A 20,462-nucleotide genomic window follows, 5' to 3' on the forward strand; every position below is an offset into this window, starting at 1 on the left:
AGGGGGCACACATGTGCGTCAACAATTGGCGCGAGCCTACTACCGACGCACAAGTAACTCGAAGAGGCATCCGGAGCCTGAACTTCCGCACCCGCGACGAGACATGGGGAGTTGTCCGGCCATTGCGGGAGATTGCCTCCCGTGATCCCGCGACACCGCAGAGGACGGATCCGGCCGGTCTCCCAGGCCAGTTGGCCAGAAATTTATCTTCCTCGGGAATCTTCGGCACGCGTCGATCGTCCTTCTCTATGGGAAATGGGGGCGGAATGAGCCACAGGAGCCGCATCCAGTCCCCGGGCGGCGTAAAACAGCGCAAGCCGGGCAGCCACTGGGGAGCCGCGTCTTCGGACACGGGGCAAGCGGTCTGCCGGCGGTGGGGAGTGACACAGTGATGGGCACGGCGGAGCGGCGCGAGGCGCCCGAGGACAGGGCGGCTGCGCGCGTGACGGCGAGGCGCAGCCCCGAGGCGCTGGATCGCGACATTCCGGCGGACGGACGCCGGGCCATGGGCGGCCACGAGGTGCCGGTGGGCGCGAGTGCGGTGACGGCGGACGAGCGCAACGTTCCGGACGGCTCCGAAGGCATGGCGGCGACTGGCGAGAGCATGGCCGGGGCCGCCCGCGACTGGGCGGCCCAAGTGCGTTCGGCGTACCGGCCGTTGTGGGTCGAGGAGCCCGCCCGGCGGCGCCGGATCCCGGATCCGGTGCGGACGGCGTCGGTGCGCGCGGTGCTGATCATCGCGGTGACGCTGATACAGGCGATGGTGGCCTTCCTGTGCACCCTGGCGGGGTCGTGGCTGGCGTTTCCGATGCTGATCAGCAGTGTGGTCAGCACGGTGGTGGCCACCTGGGGCGCGCTCGACGTCTGGGTGACCCGCCAGGTGTGGAACCAGCGCAATGGCGTGGTCTCGACGCCGAGCAGCACGGCGCGCGCCCTGCGACGCGAGCGCCGCCGGGCGCGACGGCAGACGCGGGAGGCCGAGCGCGCTCAGGAGCGAATACGCCATCGGGGCGGGGCCGGCCAGCTGTCGCATTCCTGAGCGCGGTTGAACGACAAAGGACCGGGGGCTGACGGACGGGCCCCAGTGGCTCTGCCAAGCCAGCTTGAGCCGGGTGCAGGGTGCCCTGGCCTGGGCCCCGGGTCCGTTGAGCGGTCCCGCAGCGGTCGGCCCGGCACCAGGTCGACGGAGAGTTCGGCAGTCGTCCTGCCGTCCCGTTCGTGCAGGGCGAGGATCCCCTCGCCGACTGATGCGCCGTCGGCGAGTGCGCCTTCGGTGAGCGCGCCTTCGGCGACGTGGGCCGTGTCCCCGCCCTGGCCTCGGCCCGCGAGCTGGCCGCAACCCGACCGAGCAGGCCCCGCGCGCCGTCGGCGCCGGCATCGTCGGCTGTTGTTCGCCGTCGAGCTGAGCGCGCGGCTGGACCGACGTCACGACCCTCGAAGAGGCCCCTTGCCCACCCCGGCAGCTCCGACTCGCACGCATCCGGTCTCGTGTTCCGGACGAGTCCGTCCAAGAGGCTCGGGTTGATCAATGTGTCCTTGTGTGAGTGGCGGGGCTACGCCTGGGCATGCCTGGCTGGTGAGCCAGCCTCCTTCGAGGACCAGCGTCGTGTACGCCACCTTCGAATGCCCCGGCGACGCGACCGCGATGGAGCACTACGGCACCGAGCGCCTCGCCGTCGGCAAAGGCATCACCCATGACGTGAAGGCCAACTGGAAGCTGATCGTCGAGAACTTCATGGAGTGCCAGCGCTGCGCCACCATCCGCCCCCACTGACAGACGTGACGTGCTTCCGAAGTTCACGGACGGCTACGCGGCCCAGTACTACGTCGGTCACGGCGCCGAGTTCGGCGAGGAGGTCCGGGGCGGATGTCTCCAAGTCCGTCGAGTTGTTCCACCGACTGAACGTGAGGACACGATCCACGGACTCGCCGCGCCGTGCGGACGAGCGACGAGGCCAGGGGCCGCACGCGTCGTGACCACGCTGCGGCTCGGCGCGGTCTGGATCAACGACTACCACCCCTATGTGCCGCAGGCCGAGTGGGGCGGCTTCAAGCAGTCCGGCTTCGGACGCGAACTCGGGTCCTCGGGGCTCACCGAATTCCGCGTGGCGAAGCACATCTGGCGCTGGACCAATCCCTCTCTGCAGGGGTGGTTCGCCTGACACCCGGGTAGCAGCCGCTCACCACCCGTCTCATTTATCCCGGCACCCACCCGAGCCGTCCCCTCCCCTTTCCCCGGCCCACGAGGAGTCCGCTATGGGAGCCCGCGGGCGACGGCAAGTTCTCCCTGGGACGGTGGGGGCTGCTGGTCAACATCGTCGCCGTGGTGTGGGGGGCGCGGGCATGACGCTCAACCTGATCTGGCCGCGCGCCTCGGTCTACAACGCGACGGCTCCGTACCACTGGTACCTGCAATGGGGCGCGGTGCTCTTCGTCGCCGTCATCGCGGGCGGCGGTTTCGCCTACTACTGGTTCGTCCAGCGGCACCGGACGGGAGTCCTCGCCGAGCACAGCCCGGAGGGCTCGGCCACGACGACCGAAGAGGTCAACTCCCCCTGGTTTTCGACGAGTTCGAACTCCAACACCCGTCCGGAACCGGTACTCAGGGTCGCGGACAGTTCGGTCATGGTGTCGGCGCGGGCCGTTTGAACATGCGTGTCGCCGTGATCTCGCTGTGCACGGTTTCCCCCGCCTGGGGCTGCTGCGGCAGTCCCGGGCGGAGGTGTTCCTCCACGCTGATGTACTTCAGGCCCGCCCTGAGGTCGGCGTCGTTGCGCAGTCGGATGACCAGCGGGAACTCCGCCAGCGCTGTCGTGTCGAACAGCCCTGTGGTGTACAGGAGTTGGACGCCGAGCGCGTCCGACACGGCTCGCTGCAGCTCCAGCAGGTAGGTCGCGTTGGCGCGCCCGATGGGGTTGTCCAGGAACAACGTGCCGGCGTGCCGGTGCTTGTCCCGGCCCCGGTCGTTCGACCGCAGTGCCGCCATCGTGCAGTACAAGGCGATGGCCGCCGTCAGCAGCTGACCACCGGAGAACACATCGCCCATCTGCCCGACGGGCACCCGCTCGGCACGCAGCACGGCGTCCGGCTTGAGAATCTCGACGGCAACACCCTTGGGCTGAAGCGCCGCAGCGACGCCGCGCAGCAGCAGGGACATACCGTCCCGCCGCATGTCCGAGTTCTTCTTCACCGCCGCCCGTGTCGCCTCGTCGATCACCTCGCCCAGCCGTTCGGTGAGAGTGGCCTGATCAGGCTCCTCGAAGCGGATGCGGAGGAACTCCTGCCCGGACCACTCGCCGAGCCCCTCGGGCAGCCGCGAGAGCCGCTGGGCGGACCGCAGGGTCGCCAGCGCCGACTCGACCAGGCCCCGGAGCCGGTCCACGATCGAGTCCCTGTTCCGCTCCAGCTGGGCCAACTCGTCGGTGAGCACGCGGAGTCGGGGCGCGAAGGCGTCCGCCCACTTCTGCGCGTGCTCGGGCAGCGCGGAGGCGGGCAGCTCGCGGATCTGCTGGCGGGCGGGGGTGCGGACCTGCTCGTAGCGCGTGGAGTTGGCGTGCCGTACGAGCACGTCACTCGCCTCGCGTACGGCGGCCTCGGCAGCGGAGAGGTCGGCGGCACAGCCACGCAGCGAACGGCGGGACTCCGCGGCGGACTGCCGGGCCTCGTCGAGGCTGCCGGGGTAGGGCTCGGGCTCCTCCTGCTCCTCCTCGGAGATGTGCTCGCGCAGCAGGTCGCGCAGCATCGCGGCGACCTCGTCGAAGCCGCCCGCCGCGTCCTCGGCGGCGCGGTGCGCTTGGAGGAGCTCCGCGTGCGCCTCGCGGGCCTGCGTCAACGCCTCGGTACGAGAGGCGAGTTCGGCAGTCGCCGTGCGCAGCAGTGCCTGCGCGTGCTCGGCGTCGCGCGGCTGCAGTTCCTCGGACAGCTCGGTGTGCGCCTCACCGTCCTCAGGTGCATGCCGCTCGGCCTCGCCGCGCAGCCGACCGAGCTGCTCGCTCGCGCTGGACATACGGGTCTCCAGGAGCTGGACCAACTCCTCCGCGCGCGCGACGGCCGCCTGTCGGGAGGGCCCGTCGGAGCCGTCGGGTGACTGAAGGAGCTGTTCGGCCCGGGTGCGGACCTTGTTGCTCAGCCGGTCCAGCTCCGCGCGCGCCGCACTCTCGTCGCTCTCCGCGCGGGCCTGCTCGGCCCGCAGATCTGCGCCGACGCCGACCTTCTCGTACACCTGAGAGGCGGCCCGGTACGCCTCACGGAGCGCGGGCAGGGACGCCCTCGGGGCGTCCGTGTCGGTGTCCGGTACGTCGTCGGGGGCGCCCGCGATCTCCGAGCGCTCGGCGCGCAGGGCACGCGCGGTGCGGCGCGCGTCGTCGGCGGCGCGCTGGGCGGCACGACGGTCCTCGTCGGCGGCGCGGGCGCGCTCCAGGCAGGTCTGGGCGCGGGCCTCGGACTCGGTGGCCTCGTCGGCGAGTTCGCGCAGCTTGACCTGCCAGCCGGCCCGCTCGCGCAGCCGGAAGGCCAGCCCGGCCAGGGCGTCCGCGGCACGCCGGGCCTTCTGTGCGGCCTCCTGTCGCTCGTCGCGGACCTGGGCAGCCTCGGTGGCGGCTTCGTCGGCCTCGGCGCGTAGGGTCCGCGCCTCGGCCAGTTCGGCCTCGGACTCCTCGGCGAACGCGCGCGCGTCCCGGGCCGCCTGCGCCAGCTCGACCAGCCGCCCGGTCGGACAGCCGGTCCGCCACGAGGCGAGCCGCGCCGCCAGCTCCCGGTCCTTGCCGAGCCGCGCGGCGAGGGTGCGGATCTCCTCGTCCCGCTCGGTCGCCCGGGCGCGCAGCGCCTGCCGCTCCTCGTCAGCGGCGTGCTCATCGTGCATGGCGGGGTTCGGCGGTACGAGGAATACGTCAGGAGAGGGGCCGTGCTGGGAATCCGGCGCCGGGGTCGGGGCGAGCAGTGCGGCTGCCGTGCCGACCGCCACGGCGGACCGGGGCAGCAGTGCGGCGTCGCTCAGGACCTCGCGGGCACGCGCGTGCGTGTCGGGGTCGGTGATGATCACGCCGTCGACCAGTTCGGGCCGGGCGGCCAGCACGCGGGCGTGGTCGGTGGGGTCGACCGCCTGGGCGAGGTAGCGCCAGCCCGGCAGCGCCGGGATGCCCTGCTCGCCCAGGAACTCCACGGTGGCGAGCACGTCAGGGCCGGGCGGCAGCAGCCCGCCGTCACCGAGCGCGCCGAGGATCCGGGAGTCGTCGGCGGCTGCCGTACGCAGCTCGAAGAGCTGCCGCTCGGCAGCGGAGACGGTGCCGTCGAGCAGTTCGCGCAGCTCGTCGGCGAACCGGTCCAGCTCCTCCGGGGTGAGGGCGCCCTCGGCCGGGCTGCTCGAAGCGACGTCCTCCTGGCCTGCGCGCGCGGTCGTGCTCACCGCGCTGTCGTCACCCGTGCGAGGGCCGGGCACCGACCCTCGCTTCGTGCCGGACTCGCCGCTCAGGCCGAGCAGTTCGGCGAGCCGCTCCTCCGCCGCCAGCCCCTCGGCGAGCCGGCGCTCGGCGTCGTAGGAGCGCTCCGCGGCGGTCGCCGCGTCAGAAGCGCGGGCCGCCGTCAGCTCCGCACGGGACTCGGTCGAGGCCGCCTCGCGCGCGTGCTCCGAGGCGCGCCGGGAGGCCTCGCGCGCAGTGTCCCAGGCGGCGACGGCGGTCTTCTCGGCGTCGCTCGCGGCGAGGGCCGCGCGGGCGGGGTCGGCGTCGGGCGCACTGTCGTCGAGCCAGCCCGCGCGGACGGCCTCGGCGGTCTCCTGCTCGACCTCGGACAGCCGCTGCCGCAGATGCCCGACCTCACTGCGGGCCCGCTGCGCCTCCGTGGCGGCGGCGGTGGAGTCCCGGTACGCGGACTCGCTGACCTCCTGGAGCGCGGCGGACCGCTCCTCCCCCTCGTTGGCGAGGGTCTCGGCGCTCTCCGCGGCCGAGTGCAGGGCCCGTACGAGGTCGACGGCGGCCTTGGCACGGGCGGCGAGCGCGGGGGCCGCGTCCCGCTCGGCCTCCTGGATCGCGGCGGCCACGCGCGCGACGCGGTCGGCGGCGGCGCGGTGCCGCAGGACGGCCTCGGCGGCCTGCCAGGCGGAGTGCAGGGTGCGCGCCTCGGCGAACTCGCGCTTCTGCGCGGCTGCCGACTTCTCGGCCGCCGCGAGCGCCAACGAGGCGTGCCGGTAGGCGAGTTCGGCGGCGATCAGCGCGCTGCGCTCGCGCGCCGCCTCGGAGTGAGTCACGGCGTACGCGGCGGCGGTGACCCGCTGGGCGAGGTCCGCGGCCCGCACTCGCTCCTGGACACCCCGCGCGGACAGGCGCCGGGCCAGCGTCCGGGTCCGCCGCTCGGCACCGGCGTGGATGTCACGCGCGCGTGAGCGTGCCTCGGCGGCTTCGACGATCCGCCCGAGCAGGTCGACGGACCCGGCGGTGAAGTCCCGTTCGGCGATCAGCTCGGCGCGTCGGCCCAGCTTGTTGCCGAACCCGCTGACCAGGTCGGCGAGGCCGTCGGTGTCGCGCGTGTCCGTGACGGCCCGCAGCAGCAGGTCGGTGAAGTCGGAGTCCTTCTTGACCGCGAAGAGCCCTGCGGCCTCACCTTCGTCGGCGTTCATCTCCCGCTGGTAGCGGAAGAGTTCGGGGTCCAGGCCGAGGTCGCCGAGGTGCTCGATCCACCGGTCGTGGATCTCCTCCCAGTGCACCTCCAGATGCGGATACGCCTTGCCCGCCTCCGTGATGGCGTCCCGGAAGCCCTTCATGGTGCGGCGGCGCCCCTGTGCGCCCGACTGGCCCTCGACGGGCGGCCGTACGACGGTGGACTCGGCGACGGGCAGGTTGTCCAGGCTCAGCCCGGGTCCCGGGCGGAAGGAGTACCAGGCCTCGGCGAACTTCCGCGGGTCGTTGGAGACCTGGCGCCCGCGCCACTCGCTCACCTTGCCGACCACGACGCACTCGCCGGTGAGCGTGTGCTGCCACTCCAGCGCGACATGCCCGCAGTCGTCGGCGAGCAGGAACTTCCGCAGCACACCGGAGCTGGCGCCGCCGAGCGTGTTGCGGTGGCCCGGCAGCATCACGGAGAAGATCAGCTTGAGCAGTACCGACTTCCCACCGCCGTTCTCCAGGAAGAGCACCCCGGCGGGCGCCGGCCGGCGCGGCGGACCGACGGGCTCCTCCTCGAAGAACTCCGCCTGCGTCGGCGCGGGGTCGGGCACGGGCCCGCCGACACCGCGCAGGTCAAGCACGGTGTCGGCGTAGCGCGCACCGGCCGGCCCGATGGAGTAGAGGCGGACCCGGGACAGCTCGTACATGGCGGACTCTCGTAAGTCTTCGTCTAAGTCTTGGTCGGATCAGGGAGGTTCGGGGCTTCAGGAGGAGTGGAACGGCAGCCCGGCATCGGCCACCAGCTCCAGGTCCTCCGTGTCCTCGGCGGGCAGCAGGCTCGGCGTGCCGTCGGTGACCGGGACCACGCCCAGCTCCAGCAGTTCGGCCATGGCGGCAGTGCCCGCCATGTCACGCACCTGGAGCTGGTAGCGGGCCGTGGTGCGGTACGTCCCGCCGCTGTCGTCGCCGGTGCGCTGCAGGAACCCGGAGTCGGTGAGGAAGGCGGCCGCCTTGCCGACGATGCCGGTGGTCGAACCGGCGAGTCTGCGCGCGTCCTTGGTGGCGCCGGTCGCGCTGCGTCTCACCCAGATCCGCCAGGCGGCCTCAAGGCCGGGCGCGTCCGTCGCGGGATCGGTGTTCTCGCCCTGCTCATCGGCACGCTCCTCCAGCCGTCGGCAGGCCTGGCGTACGAAGGCGTCGACACCGTTGACCGTCACGCGGCCGATGTAGCCGTCGTCGGCCAGGTCCTCGGGCCGCGGGAACGCCATGGCGGCGATGGCGAGATGCGCCAGCCCGTGCAGAAAGCGGTCGCTGCCGTCGGCGGACGTACGACGCGAGTAGTCGCCCATACGGACGGCGAACACGGAGTCCTCGGCGGCCGTCACGGCCATCCCCGCGCGCGGGGACACCTCCAGCACGACCAGTCCAAGACCGGCGGCCACGGCGTCCGCGAGCCGCGCGAACGGGGGGTCCTCCCGGTAGCGCCGCAGCAGCTCCGTGTACTCCTGGTCCCGCGCGGGCTGCAGTTTCGGCTGCAGCCCGAAGGCGACCAGCCGAGCCGCGTCGGCGGCGTCGGCGGGGGTGACGGAGGCCGTCGCCGACGGGGCGGCGGCCTCCGGCTCACTCCGATCGACGTGCTCGGTCACGGTTTCGGCTCCTTGCTGCGGTGTGGCGCGACACTGCCGTGTTGCGCAACGTTGCGATATTGCTCGATGTTGCGGTGTTGCTCGATGTTGCGGTGTGGCGCGACGCTGCGATGTTGCTCGTACGTACGGTTCTCGGCGCGGCTCACGCTGCTTCCGTTCTGCCGGCGGCCATTCCCGCCGCGTCCAGCAGAGCCGTCCCCACGATCAGGTCGGCCCCGCCGAACTCGGGATCGTCCAGCTCCGTCCCGTCGTCCACGGCGAACAGCAGCTTCTCCTCGCCCTGCCGATAAGCCGTGCCCACCGGCGGACTGGCCGCGTGAACCGCCAACAAGGCCACCAGGTACGGCAGCTCAGGGTCCTGGCGCCGCGCCTGAGCCAGCAGCCCGGACAGTCGCCGCGGCGCGTCCGCCGGCAGATCCAGCAGCTCCATGGCCGCGGACAGCTGCTCCTCGCTGAACCGGCTGTCGTCCGGCGTCGCGATGAGGTCGGGCTCGGGCATCTCGGCGCCCAGGTGCTCCCGCTCCACGGGCGGCGTCAGCAGTATGTCGACGAGATCGGCGACCCGCACGGACACCGGCGTCCGCATCCCCGCCCCGCGCGCGAAGAAGGCGTCCGTGACCCGGACGGCCTGCTCCAGGGGCAACGGCAGGACAGGGGCCAGGAGGTGCCCGTACAGGTCTGTCCCCGACGTCGTCATGGGCGTCGCGAAGGCCTGCCGGTCCTGCTCGGCGCGGAACAGCGGCCCGGCCTCCAGCAGACGGGACTGCAGCTGGGTGTGCCGTCGGATGCAGTCCTTGACGATGTCGACGAGCTCGGCGGCGCGGCGCTTGTGCTCCGGGTCCTCGGTCTCGTCGCGCGCTTTGCGGATGTTGGTGAGGATCGCGTTCTCATGGCGGTACCGGTCGGCGACGTGGTCGAGCGCCTCGGCGATCATGTCGGGTACGGCGTTCAGCCAGTCGACCGCCCGGACGTTGCGCCGGGTCGCGTCCAGGGCCCGGCGGAGGGTCTCGGAGTACTGCACGGTCCGGTACCGGGCCTGCTCGGCGGCCAGCTGCGCGTCGGCGAGCCGGCCACGGTTGATCAGCACCTCCAGCTTGACCTCGGCGGCGATCTGCGCGCTGGTGACGTCGGTGTCGAGGGCGCCGACCAGGACGTTGACCGCCTCGTCGGTGGTACGGAGGTACACCGTGCCGCCCGGCCCCGGCACCTCCTCGATCAGCTTGAAGTCATAGTCACGGCGGACATAACTACCATCCGGCGCGAATGTGCCGTACACGGCACGAAAGCCGCGGTCCACACTGCCGACGTTGATCAGGTTCTCCAGGACCCAGCAGGCCACCCGCTCGTGCTCGGCGACGGGGCGCTGCGGGGCCTGGGCGGCGATGCGCGGGATGAGCCGGGCGACGATCTGGTCGTGGTCGGCGCCCGTGTCGAAGTCCATGTTGAGCGTGACCAGGTCGATGGCGGCGAGCGCCACCTCCGCCATGCCGTACACCGAGTACTCGCCCGCCAGGTTGGCCTTGCGCGCGTCGAGGTCGTGCAGCGGCGCGGTGCAGGCGAGCGCGCGCAGCCGCCGCGCCAGTCCCTCGTCGGCGGCCGGGCCCGGAGCAGGGCGCGGCCCCGCGCTGAGCTGGGGCGGAACACGGTCCGTCGATGCGGGTGAAGTCACGGTGCACAGACTAGGTCCTCGGTCTGACAACGACCCAAACGACGGCGCTCGGCCGGGGTAGCCGGGACTGCGGTGGTCTTTTGTCTGCGGGTCGTCCGTGGTTGCTCGCGCATACGCGGCGGAGCCGCATATCGATGCGGCCCCGCACCCCTAGGGGGCCCTCGTCACCCGGCGTTGATAGACCTCCACGACCCGCTCCAAGGAGTCATCGAGATACACCGCGAGCAGCTTCTCGGCCTCGGCCTTGTCGCCCGCCTCCAGCACCTGCAAGATCTGCCGGTTACGCGCGAGATAGGGCTCGTGCAGCCGCTTCGGGTCGTCCACCACATGGAAGGCGAGTCGCAGCTCGGCGAAGACACTGCGCATCAGCTCGTCGGTACGGGCGCTTCCCGCCAAGGAGACCAGCTCCCGGTGGAAGTGGATGTTGGCGGTACCCACACCTTTCCAGTCACCTTCACGCGCCGCCCGCTGCCCCTCGTCGACGGCTTCGGAGAGCGCGCCCAAGCCGTACGGCGGCTCACCGAGCCCGCGTACGACGGCGCACTCGACAAGGGCGCGGGTGCGGTAGATGTCCTGAACGTCCTCGACGGTCAGAACCCGGACGAAGACCCCGCGGTTCAGCTCGTGCACGAGGAGGCGTTCGTGGGTGAGCAGCCGGAATGCCTCACGCAGTGTGTTGCGGGAGACGCCGAGCGCGCCGCCGATGCCGTCCTCCGACAGTCGGGTGCCGGGCGGGAAGAACCCCTCGGCGATGCGGCTGCGGAGGATGTCCGAGACCCGCTCCGCGGTGCTGGTGCGGCCCAGGAGGACGCGGTCCTCGGCGAGTGAGTTCAGCTGCTCTGCCATGCCGGAATTCAATCGCAGATTACAAGAACGAAACAACATGGGTATTGAGGGATCGTTGAACGATCCTCTACGGTGCTACGCAAGGCGCCGCCTCCCCCCACACGGCGCCGACCGCTCCCGCACGGCACGGCACGGCTCACTGCACAGCACCCTCCGTCCTCCCTCTGCGAGGTGCCCATGAGCACGACCCCTCCACCGCAGGCCCTGACAGACGCTCACCCCACCCCTGACGAACGCGCCGCCGACGACGGCGCGTTCGCCTGGCTGCGCGCCCTGGGACCGCGCGGCCGCCGCGCCTTCGCGGGCGCTTTCGGCGGCTATGCCCTGGATTCGTACGACTACTTCACCCTGCCGCTCAGCATGGTGGCGCTGGCCGCTTACTTCGGCCTGGACAGCGGCCAGACCGGCCTGTTCACCACCGTCACGCTGGTCGTGTCCGCGATCGGCGGCGCCGTCGCGGGCGTGCTCGCTGACCGGATCGGCCGGGTCAGGGCGCTGATGATCACGGTCATCACCTACGCGGTCTTCACCGTCGCCTGCGGCTTCGCGCCCAACTACGAGACGCTGCTGGTCTTCCGCGCCCTCCAGGGCCTCGGCTTCGGCGGCGAGTGGGCGGTCGGCGCGATCCTGGTCGCCGAGTACGCGAGTGCCAAGCACCGGGGCCGCACCCTCGGCGCGATCCAGAGCTCGTGGGCCGTCGGCTGGGCGCTGGCCGCGATCATGTACACCCTGGTCTTCTCGCTCGCCGGCGACGACCTGGCCTGGCGTGTGATGTTCTGGACCGGCGCGCTGCCCGCGCTGCTCGTCATCTGGATGCGACGCCGGGTGCACGACGCCCCCGAGGCGGTGGCCGTGCGTGAACAGAGCACGGAGAAGGGCTCGTTCGCGGCCATCTTCAAGCCCGGCCTGCTGCGTACGACGATCTTCGCGGGCCTGCTGTCCACCGGCGTCCAGGGCGGCTACTACACCCTCGCCACCTGGGTGCCGACCTATCTGAAGACCGAGCGTGAGCTGTCGGTCGTCGGCACCGGCGGCTATCTGACGTTCCTGATCTCCGGCGCCTTCATCGGCTATCTGACCGGCGGTTACCTCACCGACCGGCTGGGCCGCCGGCGCAACATCTGGCTGTTCGCACTGCTGTCGGCCGTCTGCATCCTGGCGTACGCGAACATCCCGGACGGCGCCAACACCCTGCTCCTGATGCTCGGTTTCCCGCTCGGGTTCTGCATGTCGGCGATCTTCAGCGGCTTCGGGTCCTATCTGAGCGAGCTGTACCCGACGGCGGTGCGCGGCACGGGACAGGGCTTCACGTACAACACCGGCCGCGCGGTGGGCGCAGTGTTCCCCACGACGGTCGGCTTCCTGGCCGACAGCTGGGGTGTGGGCGGTGCGCTGGTCTTCGGCGCGATCGGCTACGGCATCGCGGCGCTGGCCCTGCTGGGGCTGCCGGAGACGCGTGGGAAGGAGCTGGTGTGAACGGTACGGATGACCGCGCGCCGACCCTCGTGACCGATGACCGCCCGCTCACCCTCGTCGACGAGCACGCGCACGCGTGGAGCCCGAAAACCGCACGCGCCCGCTTCCGGGAGGGCCTCACGGGCCCCACGGCCAGGGTCGCGGCGGGCCACACCCAGGTCAACCTGATCTCGGTGCCCGCCGACTGGGCGTACGACATGCTGCTGTTCTGCCAGCGCAACCCCAAGCCCTGTCCGGTCCTCGATGTCACGGACGCCGGTTCCTGGACCACGGTCCTCGCCGACGGCGCCGACCTGCGCACCGATCTGCCCCGCTACCGGGTGTGGCGGGACGGCGAGTTGGTGGACGAGCCGACGGACGTGCGAGCGCACTGGCGGGACGACCTGGTGTCGTTCCTGATCGGCTGCAGCTTCACCTTCGAGTGGGCGCTGACCGAGGCGGGCGTCCCGATCCGCCACATCGAGCAGGGCCGCAACGTCCCGATGTACGTGACCAGCCGCCCGTGCCGGCCGGCGGGGCGGCTGCACGGCCCGATGGTGGTCTCCATGCGTCCGGTGCCGCCGCAGCACGTGGCGGCGGCGCTGAGGGAGACCGGCCTCCTCCCGGCGGTGCATGGCAGCCCCGTGCACTGCGGCGATCCCTCGGCGCTGGGCATCGCCGACCTCGGCCGCCCGGACTTCGGCGATCCGGTGGACGCCGAACGGGACGACATCCCGTTGTTCTGGGCCTGCGGAGTGACCCCGCAGGCCGCCGTGATGGCCTCGCGCCCGCCGTTCGCCCTCACTCACGCACCGGGCCAGATGTTCCTGACCGACGCGCGCGACGAGCAGTACCGCATCGCCTGAAAGCCGCCTGAAATCAGCCCAAGTCACCTGACAGGAGACACGAAGGACCCATGACCTCGATCGATCTCAACGCCGACCTCGGCGAAGGCTTCGGCCGCTGGCAGCTCACCGACGACGAACGGCTGCTGTCCGTCGTCACCAGCGCCAACGTCGCCTGCGGCTTCCACGCCGGGGACGCGGCCACCATGCGGCGGGTGTGCGAGCAGGCGGCCGAGCGCGGGGTACGGATCGGCGCCCAGGTCTCCTACCGGGACCTGGCGGGGTTCGGGCGGCGCGCGATGGACGTGCCGCCCGCCGAGCTGGCGGCCGAAGTGACCTACCAGATCGGCGCCCTGGAGGTTTTCGCGCGGGCAGCGGGCACGCGCGTGTCGTACGTCAAACCGCACGGCGCGCTCTACAACCGCGTCGTGCACGACGAGGAGCAGGCCGGCGCGGTCGTCGACGGGGTGCTCCTCGCGGACGCCACGCTGCCCGTGCTCGGCCTGCCCGGCTCGCGACTGCTGGATCTGGCCGCCAAGGCCGGACTCCCGGCCGTCACGGAGGCGTTCGCCGACCGCGCGTACACCGAGCAGGGCACGCTCGTGCCGCGCGGCCAGGACGGCGCCGTGGTCACCGACCCGGATGCCGTCGTGGAGCGCTCGGTGGGCCTGGCCCACTCGGGCGTGGTCACCTCGCGCTCCGGAGTTCCCGTCGAGGTACGCGCGCGTTCCCTGTGCCTGCACGGGGACACGTCCGGCGCCGTCGAGCTGGCCCGCCGGGTGCGGGCGCGGCTGGAGGAGTCGGGTGTCCGGGTGGAGGCCTTCGTATGAGGGCCCTGCCGGTCGGCGACGACGCCCTGCTCGTGGAGGTGTCCTCGGGCGAGGAGGCCCAGGCGCTGCACGCGGAGTTCCTCCAGCGCCGTACGGAGGGCTCGCTGTCGGTCCGCGAGATCGTCCCCGCCGCCCGCACGGTCCTGCTCGACGGCCTCGCCGACCCGGCCCGCCTTGCCTCCGAACTGACCACAGCCGAAGTGCCTCCCGCTCCCCCACGCGCGCGTGAGGCCGTCGAAGTCCCCGTGCGCTACGACGGCCCGGACCTGGCCGAGGTCGCCGCGCACTGGGGTGTCACCCCGCACGAGGTGGCCCGCATCCACGCGGGCACCGAATTCAGCGTCGCATTCTGCGGTTTTGCCCCCGGATTCGGCTATCTCACCGGCCTGCCGCCACGCTACGACGTCCCTCGCCGGGCCACTCCGCGCACGGCCGTACCGGCAGGTGCGGTGGCACTGGCAGGCCCCTACACAGGTGTGTACCCGCGCTCGTCGCCGGGTGGCTGGCAGCTGATCGGCACCACGGACACGGTGCTGTGGGACCACACGCGCGTGCCGGCGGCGCTGCTGTCACCGGGCACGCGCGTGCGCTTCGTTCCGGTGGGGAACGCATGAGCGACCGCGCGCTGTCCGTCGTACACGCCGGGGCGCTCACCACCGTGCAGGACCTCGGCCGTCCCGGGCATGCCCACCTCGGCGTGCCCCGCTCGGGGGCTTTGGACGGGCCCGCGGCGCGGCTCGTCAACCGTCTGGTCGGCAACGCCCCCGAGGCGGCCGTGCTGGAGACCACGCTGAGCGGCTGTGCGGTGCGGCCCCGTTCGACGGTGACCGTCGCGGTCGGCGGCGCGCCCTGCCACGTCACGGTGGACGGACGGCCGGTCGCCTGGGGCGCTCCGGTGCGCGTGCCTGCCGGAGCGCTCCTGGAAGTCGGCAGGGCCATGTCCGGCGTACGCAGCTATGTGGCCGTGTCCGGAGGCATCACCGTCGAGCCGGTCCTCGGCAGCCGCTCCACGGACCTCCTGTCGGGCCTCGGCCCGCCGCCCCTCACGGACGGCGCGGTGCTGCCCCTGGGCCGGCCGGCAGGGCTTCACGCACGCGTGGACGTCGCCCCGCAGCCGGCGCCCCCGGCCGAACTGGTCCTGCGCGTGACACTGGGCCCGCGCGACGACTGGTTCACGCCAGAGGCCGTGCGTGCCTTCACGGCCCACGTGTTCAGCGTCTCCCCCGCGAGCAACCGCATCGGGCTGCGCACCGAGGGCCCCGCCCTGGAACGGGCGCTGACCGGTGAACTCCCCAGCGAGGGCGTCGTCCTGGGCGCGGTCCAGGTGCCGCCCGACGGCCGACCGGTCGTGTTCCTGGCCGACCACCCGACGACGGGCGGCTACCCGGTGATCGCCGTCGTCCGCGCGGCCGACCTCCCGGCCGCCGCCCAGGCGGTGCCGGGCACCCCGGTCCGCTTCGTGGCCGTACGCCGTCGCTGACCCCTGCCATCTCTGCCACCCCTGCGTGCGCTACGCCGCCTCCGGTGCGGGCTGGTGCCCCGGAACCGACCGCTGTCCGGGCACCGACAGCCCCTCCGGCAGGGGCCACTGCCCCGCCAGGGGCCGAGGCTCCGGCATGGGACGCTCAGGCACAGGACGCTCAATCACCGACCGGTACTCGGGCACCGACTGCTGCTCCGGCATCGGCGCCGGCACCGACAACGAGGCCAGCGCCATGGACGCCGCCTGTGTCGCGCGCAGGTCGAGCCGGCCGCAGGTGCCCTTCGCGCGGTGCCGCATCTCCGTTGCGGCGAGGCGGAGCAGCTGGGGCAGCAGGTCGTTGCACCGCCGGATCACCCAGGCGGTGCCCGCGGTGGCCAGCCACAGCAGGCTCGCCGACTTGGTGGGCGGCGGGAACTCGGGCTCGGGCGAGGGCGCCGCTTCCGTCGCGATGCCCCTGTGCGCCAGCATCGCGTGGAAGCGCAGGGCGATCTGCCGGTGCCCGCGCTCCCCGGGATGCAGCCGGTCCGAGCTCCACATCGAACGGTCCATGATCCAGGCGTCGTCGACCGCGTGCAGATGCACCGCCCCGTACCGCTCGGACAACGTATGGACCACCGTGTTGACGGCCCGCTGCCTGCGGGCCAGCGGGTTGCCCAGGACCCCCGGCAGGCCCAACATCGTGCCCGGATCGGGCAGACAGGCCGTGAGCACGGCAGCGCCCTGTCGGGTGAGCGACGCGTAGACCCTGTCCAGGCGTTCGGCGATCCTCTCTATGTCGAAGGTGTTGCGCAGCGTGTCATTGACGCCCACAAGGACGGATGCGACGTCGGGCCGCAGGGCCAGCGCGGCGGGCAGCTGACTCTCCAGCACGTCCCGCGTCTGTGCCCCGCTGACCGCGAGGTTGGTGAACGCGGCGGACGGCTCGGACAGCCCGTCAGCGAGCAGCGCGGCCCAGCCGCGCCACCCGTTCCCCACGGGATCGCCCACCCCCTCGGTCAGCGAGTCCCCGAGGGCGACGTAGCGGAGCGGTCTCATGCCGCGCCCTCCGCACGCACGAAGGGACGCACCGGCACCGCCGCGTCGTGCGCGGTGAGGAAGGCGTCCACCGCCGTGCCCCAGCCGAAGCACTCCGCACGCGCGCGTGCCGTCTCCCGGCGCTCGCGCTCGGGACGGTCGAGCAGCATCTCCACGGCGTCCGCGAAGGCGTCCCCGTTGTCGGCCGCGGTGGCCCCGGCGGAGCCGATCACCTCCGGCAGCGCGGAGGACGCGCTCGCCACGACGGGCGTGCCACAGGCCATGGCCTCCAGCGCGGCGAGCCCGAACGTCTCGGCGGGCCCGGGGGCCAGGCAGATGTCGGCGGAGGCCTGGAGCGCACCGAGCAGGCTGCGGTCGGCGACATGCCCGAGGAAGGTCACCGGCAGGTCGCGCTCCTGCGCCCGCTGTTCGAGCCGCGCCCGCAGGGGGCCGTTTCCGGCCACCACGAGCACCGCGCGCACACCGCGTCCGCGCAGCGACTCCAGGGCGTCCAGCGCGGTGCCGGGCCGCTTCTCCACGGACAGCCGGGAGCACATCACGAGCAGCTTCTCGTCGGCACGCGCGTGTGTCTCGCGCAGCGCCGTGTCGCGCAGGGTGGGACGCCGGTTCATCAGGTCGACGCCCAGCGGGGCCCGGACGACGTTGCGGGCGCCGATCCGCACGAACTCCCGCTCGGCGAACTCGGTGGTGCACACGACCTTCGAGTACGTGTGGGCCGTACGGACGTTGAGGACGTCGGCGGCACGCCGGGACAGGTTCTCCGACAGGCCCCAGGTGCGCAGCACGCCGTCGGCGGTCTCGTGGGAGACCATCACGGCGGGGACCCGGGCGCGGCGGGCCCACTTGCCGGTCCACCGCAGCGTCGTGCGGTCGGAGACCTCGAGGCGGTCGGGAGCGAGCTCCTCCAGGAGGGCCGCGACCCGCCGCTTGTCGACGAGCACGCGGTAGCCGCCGGTGCCGGGGAGCATCGGGCCGGGCAGGGTGATCACGCGGCCCTGCTCGGTCTCGCAGTCGCTGTACTTCTCGCCCGGCACCACGAGGACGGGGTCGTGGCCCGCCAGCTTGAAGCCCTTGCCCAGTTCGCGCAGCGCGGTGCGCAGCCCCCCGGAGGCGGGGGCGACGAAGTTCGCCAGCCGGACGATGCGCAGCGAGGTGTTCGTGCCGGTCCGAGGTGAGGCGTTCATACCGTTGCGGGGCGAGCTGTTCATACCGCCACCGCCGGCCTCCGCGCCTTGAGCACGGCCTCGTAGTGGGCGATGAGCTGATCGCCGATGGTCGCCCAGGTCCGGCCCTCGACCGTGGCGCGTGCGGCGACCCCGTACGCGGCCCGCAGCGCGGGGTCGGCGGCCAGGGCCCGCACGGCGTCCCGTACGGCGTCGGCGTCGCGCGGCGGCACCAGGAACCCGGTGCGGCCGTGGTCGACCAGGTCCAGCGGGCCGCCGGCAGCGGGCGCGACGACGGGCACGCCGCTCGCCATGGCCTCCTGCACGGTCTGGCAGAAGGTCTCGAACGGGCCCGTGTGGGCGAAGACGTCGAACGAGGCGAAGATCCGGGCGAGGTCGTCTCCGCCGCGCCGGCCGAGGAAGACCGCGCCGGGCAGTGCCTCCGCGAGAGCGGGCTGGCTCGGCCCGTCGCCGACGATCACGACCTTCACGCCCGGCAGGCCGCACACGCCGGAGAGCAGCTCGATGTGCTTCTCCGGGGCGAGTCGCCCGACGTAGCCGACGATGATCTCGCCGTTGGGGGCGAGCTCACGGCGCAGCGCCTCGTCACGGAGTTCGGGGCGGAAGCGGGCGGTGTCCACGCCGCGTGCCCACAGCTTGAGCCGGGGCACCCCGTGGGTCTCGAGGTCGCGCATGGACGCACTGGACGGGACGAGGGTGAGGTCGGCGGCGGAGTGGACGGACCGTATGCGCCGCCAGGCCGCGGCCTCGCCGGCGCCCATGTAGGTGCGCGCATATCCGGCCAGGTCGGTCTGGTAGACGGCGACGGCGGGGATGCCGAGCCGGGCGGCGGCGGCCATGCCGCGGACGCCGAGGACGAAGGGGCTGGCCAGGTGCACGATGTCGGGCTGGTGCTGGATCAGCGCGGCGGCGAGGCGCCGGCTGGGGAGAGCGACCCTGACCTGGGGATAGCCGGGGAGCGGAAGGGAGGGGACATGGACGACGGGGCAGGGCGCCAGAGAGGCGGCTGCCTTGTTCCCGGGAGCGGGAGCGGGTGCGACGACGAGGGGAGCGTGACCGCGATCGACGAGGTGTCGGGCGGTCTGGAGCGCGCAGTGGGCCACGCCGTTCACATCGGGGGGAAAGGATTCGGTCACGATGACGACACGCATACCGGTGTTGTCGCCGTGCTGGACGTGGCCGCGTCAAAGTGGATCTTTCCGAACGACAAACGTCCCATGAGCGTTCCGCTGCGCCCCCTAGCGGGTCAGATCACGTCCATGCGCGCCTGACCCGCAGGTCATCCCGTGTTCACCCGGCGGGCGGATCTCCCCGACCTTCACAGCGTGAACACACGTCCCGCCCGATGATCAGCCGGTGGTCGTATCCGGCCCGATCCGGCTGCGTACGGCCGTCTGCACCTCGGCCTCCTCCGCCGGGTCGGCGGCGAGCCGGCGCAGCCGCTCGACGACCCGCGTGTCACCGGTCTCGGCGTGCCGGGCGGCGATCTCACGGGTGAACTCCTCGCAGTCCCAGAGGCACTCGACGGCGAAGCCGGACGCGAAGGAGGGGTCGGTGGCGGCGAGGGCGCGGGCGGTGCGGCCGCGCAGATGGGACGAGGCGGTCTCGCGGTAGATATGGCGCAGGACGGGGGCGGCACAGGCGATGCCGAGCCGTCCGGTGCCGTCGACGAGCGTCCACAGGGTCGGCGCGTCGGGTCCTTCGCCCCGTACAGCCTCCCGCAGCGCCGCGAGGACGAGATCCTGGTCCCCGGCTCCGCCCCGGCAGGCGAGCATGCGTCCGGCGGCGGCGCCGAGCGGGTCGGGCCGTCGGGCCCAGCCACGCGCGCGGTCGACGGCGGCGATGCTGCGCATCCGTTCGAAGGCGTCGAGGGCGGCCTCCACGACGGCCCCCGACCCGGTGACCACGGCCGCCTCGATCAGGTCGAGGGCGTCCGGATCGTTGCTGTCGGCGAGGTAGCGCAGGGCGGTGCAGCGGGCTCCGTCGGTGCCGTCCTTGGCGGCGGCGACGATCTCGGGCCGGTCCTCGGGACCTGCGACAGCGGTGAGACATCGAGCGGCGGGCACATGCAGCGCGGCACCGCGCTCGATGCCCTGCTGGGCCCACTCGAAGACGGCCTGCACGCTCCACCCCGGACGGGGCCCGGCAGGTCGCATCTGCCGTTGCCAGCGGTCGAAACAGCCGGCCTCCTGAGCGGCACGCACGCGCGTGGCGATCGATTCGCGCGGATCCTCGGCCCACAGCCGCCACGGCCGTGGCTCAAAAGCATCGCGTACGACGACGGCCAGCTCGGCCTCGCCCTCGGGATCGGACGGGAAACGGGCCAGGACGGGTGCGGCAAGCGCACGCAGCCCGGCGTCGTCGTCCCTGAGCGCCAGTTCGTCCAGGGCCCAGGCCCAGTTGGAGCCCGAGGCGGCGTACCTGCGCAGCAGTTCGAGGGCGTCCCGCCTGCCGTAGGAGGCGAGGTGGCCGAGGACGGCCAGGGCCAGCCCGGTGCGTGACTCCTCGGTGTCGAAGACGTCCTCGACGTCGAAGAGGTGCGCCTCGATCTCGTCCAGGTCGCCGTTGAGGTCGAGGTAGAGACGGGCGTAGTACAGGGAGCGGTTCTCCACCTGCCAGTCGTGGCGGGGGTCCCGCAGCACACAGTGGTTCAGGGCCGCGAGCGCTTCGGCGCGCGGGGCGGTGAGCGCGTGCAGTGTGCCGTCGCCGCGGCCCCGCTGGAGCAGGCCGAGCAGCGTACCGCTGGGCGCTATGACCGGTTCGAACATGGGAAACAGCCTCACATCAAGCGTCGACGCAACCGGGGATCTTGCTTCACCTGGCCGCGTGACAACACGTCGGGGCGCCCGCCGTTTCCTGCTTGCTGTAGA

The 20,462-nt window shown here is 72.5% G+C and carries 15 protein-coding genes and 2 pseudogenes; 8 read left to right on the plus strand and 9 right to left on the minus strand.

Translation table 11 applies throughout. The features are described from left to right. Positions 1-391 precede the first annotated feature (391 nt). The 3 genes and pseudogenes from ADL12_RS22335 to ADL12_RS56645 all read left to right on the plus strand — a co-directional run. Positions 392-1,039 (plus strand): hypothetical protein, encoded by a 648-nt coding sequence (locus ADL12_RS22335; protein ID WP_062704457.1) that lies wholly within the window; start codon positions 392-394, stop codon positions 1,037-1,039. Positions 1,040-1,518: 479 nt separating this feature from the next. Beyond that, positions 1,519-2,162, plus strand: a pseudogene (locus tag ADL12_RS58540) (aldehyde dehydrogenase family protein); the annotation flags it as partial. Between the two features lie 95 nt (positions 2,163-2,257). Continuing rightward, positions 2,258-2,649: pseudogene (locus tag ADL12_RS56645) on the plus strand (hypothetical protein); the annotation flags it as partial. On the opposite strand, the gene ADL12_RS22350 reads toward ADL12_RS56645, so the two are convergent. The 5 genes from ADL12_RS22350 to ADL12_RS22365 all read right to left on the minus strand — a co-directional run bounded on the left by ADL12_RS22350 (position 2,624) and on the right by ADL12_RS22365 (position 10,760). Beyond that, a complete protein-coding gene (locus ADL12_RS22350; RefSeq protein ID WP_062704460.1) occupies positions 2,624-7,306 on the minus strand; it encodes a hypothetical protein in 4,683 nt (1,560 codons plus the stop codon). The pseudogene ADL12_RS56645 and the gene ADL12_RS22350 sit on opposite strands and share 26 nt — an antisense overlap. 57 nt (positions 7,307-7,363) lie before the next feature. Next, entirely contained in the window at positions 7,364-8,245 is an 882-nt protein-coding gene (locus ADL12_RS22355; RefSeq protein WP_062704461.1) for a hypothetical protein, read from the minus strand. Continuing rightward, positions 8,242-8,391 (minus strand): hypothetical protein, encoded by a 150-nt coding sequence (locus tag ADL12_RS54145; protein WP_159053243.1) that lies wholly within the window; start codon positions 8,389-8,391, stop codon positions 8,242-8,244. The genes ADL12_RS22355 and ADL12_RS54145 overlap by 4 nt, the downstream gene beginning before the upstream one ends. Then, positions 8,388-9,914, minus strand: a complete 1,527-nt coding sequence (locus ADL12_RS22360; RefSeq protein ID WP_062704462.1) for a hypothetical protein — start codon at positions 9,912-9,914, stop codon at positions 8,388-8,390. Before ADL12_RS22360 ends, ADL12_RS54145 begins: the two co-directional genes overlap by 4 nt. A gap of 150 nt (positions 9,915-10,064) precedes the next feature. After that, positions 10,065-10,760: a GntR family transcriptional regulator gene (locus ADL12_RS22365; protein WP_062704463.1), complete on the minus strand. Its 696-nt coding sequence runs from the start codon at positions 10,758-10,760 to the stop codon at positions 10,065-10,067. Between the two features lie 177 nt (positions 10,761-10,937). On the opposite strand from ADL12_RS22365, the gene ADL12_RS22370 reads away from it, so the two are divergent. The 5 genes from ADL12_RS22370 to ADL12_RS22390 are packed head-to-tail and all read left to right on the plus strand — an operon-like array spanning position 10,938 to position 15,370. Continuing rightward, on the plus strand, positions 10,938-12,236 hold the full coding sequence (locus tag ADL12_RS22370; protein ID WP_062704464.1) for an MFS transporter: 1,299 nt from the start codon (positions 10,938-10,940) through the stop codon (positions 12,234-12,236). Continuing rightward, complete coding sequence (locus ADL12_RS22375; RefSeq protein WP_244188009.1) at positions 12,233-13,081, plus strand: putative hydro-lyase; 849 nt, start codon at positions 12,233-12,235, stop codon at positions 13,079-13,081. The genes ADL12_RS22370 and ADL12_RS22375 overlap by 4 nt, the downstream gene beginning before the upstream one ends. A 50-nt stretch (positions 13,082-13,131) precedes the next feature. Further along, positions 13,132-13,890: a LamB/YcsF family protein gene (locus ADL12_RS22380; protein ID WP_062704465.1), complete on the plus strand. Its 759-nt coding sequence runs from the start codon at positions 13,132-13,134 to the stop codon at positions 13,888-13,890. Then, the gene (locus ADL12_RS22385; RefSeq protein WP_062704466.1) at positions 13,887-14,504 is read left to right on the plus strand and encodes a 5-oxoprolinase subunit B family protein; all 618 of its coding nucleotides are present in this window, start codon (positions 13,887-13,889) and stop codon (positions 14,502-14,504) included. The genes ADL12_RS22380 and ADL12_RS22385 overlap by 4 nt, the downstream gene beginning before the upstream one ends. After that, a complete protein-coding gene (locus ADL12_RS22390) occupies positions 14,501-15,370 on the plus strand; it encodes a 5-oxoprolinase subunit C family protein (protein ID WP_062704467.1) in 870 nt (289 codons plus the stop codon). Before ADL12_RS22385 ends, ADL12_RS22390 begins: the two co-directional genes overlap by 4 nt. 30 nt (positions 15,371-15,400) lie before the next feature. Here ADL12_RS22390 and ADL12_RS22395 read toward each other — a convergent pair whose 3' ends face one another. The 4 genes from ADL12_RS22395 to ADL12_RS22410 form a co-directional block, all read right to left on the minus strand. After that, positions 15,401-16,408: an SGNH/GDSL hydrolase family protein gene (locus tag ADL12_RS22395; RefSeq protein WP_062704468.1), complete on the minus strand. Its 1,008-nt coding sequence runs from the start codon at positions 16,406-16,408 to the stop codon at positions 15,401-15,403. Continuing rightward, entirely contained in the window at positions 16,405-17,616 is a 1,212-nt protein-coding gene (locus ADL12_RS22400) for a glycosyltransferase (RefSeq protein ID WP_079052205.1), read from the minus strand. Before ADL12_RS22400 ends, ADL12_RS22395 begins: the two co-directional genes overlap by 4 nt. Further along, positions 17,613-18,743, minus strand: coding sequence for a glycosyltransferase family 4 protein (locus ADL12_RS22405; RefSeq protein WP_062704469.1), 1,131 nt, complete (start codon positions 18,741-18,743; stop codon positions 17,613-17,615). The genes ADL12_RS22400 and ADL12_RS22405 overlap by 4 nt, the downstream gene beginning before the upstream one ends. A gap of 198 nt (positions 18,744-18,941) precedes the next feature. After that, the gene (locus ADL12_RS22410) at positions 18,942-20,360 is read right to left on the minus strand and encodes a HEAT repeat domain-containing protein (RefSeq protein ID WP_062704470.1); all 1,419 of its coding nucleotides are present in this window, start codon (positions 20,358-20,360) and stop codon (positions 18,942-18,944) included. Positions 20,361-20,462 lie beyond the last annotated feature (102 nt).

The sequence above is a fragment of the Streptomyces regalis genome (assembly GCF_001509475.1).
Lineage (GTDB): Bacteria > Actinomycetota > Actinomycetes > Streptomycetales > Streptomycetaceae > Streptomyces > Streptomyces regalis.

Coding starts and splice junctions, on each gene's coding strand:
- ADL12_RS22335 (WP_062704457.1), top strand. CDS start 392: ATGGGCACGGCGGAGCGGCGCGAGGCGCCCGAGGACAGGGCGGCTGCG.
- ADL12_RS22350 (WP_062704460.1), bottom strand. CDS start 7,306: ATGTACGAGCTGTCCCGGGTCCGCCTCTACTCCATCGGGCCGGCCGGT.
- ADL12_RS22365 (WP_062704463.1), bottom strand. CDS start 10,760: ATGGCAGAGCAGCTGAACTCACTCGCCGAGGACCGCGTCCTCCTGGGC.
- ADL12_RS22370 (WP_062704464.1), top strand. CDS start 10,938: ATGAGCACGACCCCTCCACCGCAGGCCCTGACAGACGCTCACCCCACC.
- ADL12_RS22380 (WP_062704465.1), top strand. CDS start 13,132: ATGACCTCGATCGATCTCAACGCCGACCTCGGCGAAGGCTTCGGCCGC.
- ADL12_RS22385 (WP_062704466.1), top strand. CDS start 13,887: ATGAGGGCCCTGCCGGTCGGCGACGACGCCCTGCTCGTGGAGGTGTCC.
- ADL12_RS22390 (WP_062704467.1), top strand. CDS start 14,501: ATGAGCGACCGCGCGCTGTCCGTCGTACACGCCGGGGCGCTCACCACC.
- ADL12_RS22395 (WP_062704468.1), bottom strand. CDS start 16,408: ATGAGACCGCTCCGCTACGTCGCCCTCGGGGACTCGCTGACCGAGGGG.
- ADL12_RS22400 (WP_079052205.1), bottom strand. CDS start 17,616: ATGAACAGCTCGCCCCGCAACGGTATGAACGCCTCACCTCGGACCGGC.
- ADL12_RS22405 (WP_062704469.1), bottom strand. CDS start 18,743: ATGCGTGTCGTCATCGTGACCGAATCCTTTCCCCCCGATGTGAACGGC.
- ADL12_RS22410 (WP_062704470.1), bottom strand. CDS start 20,360: ATGTTCGAACCGGTCATAGCGCCCAGCGGTACGCTGCTCGGCCTGCTC.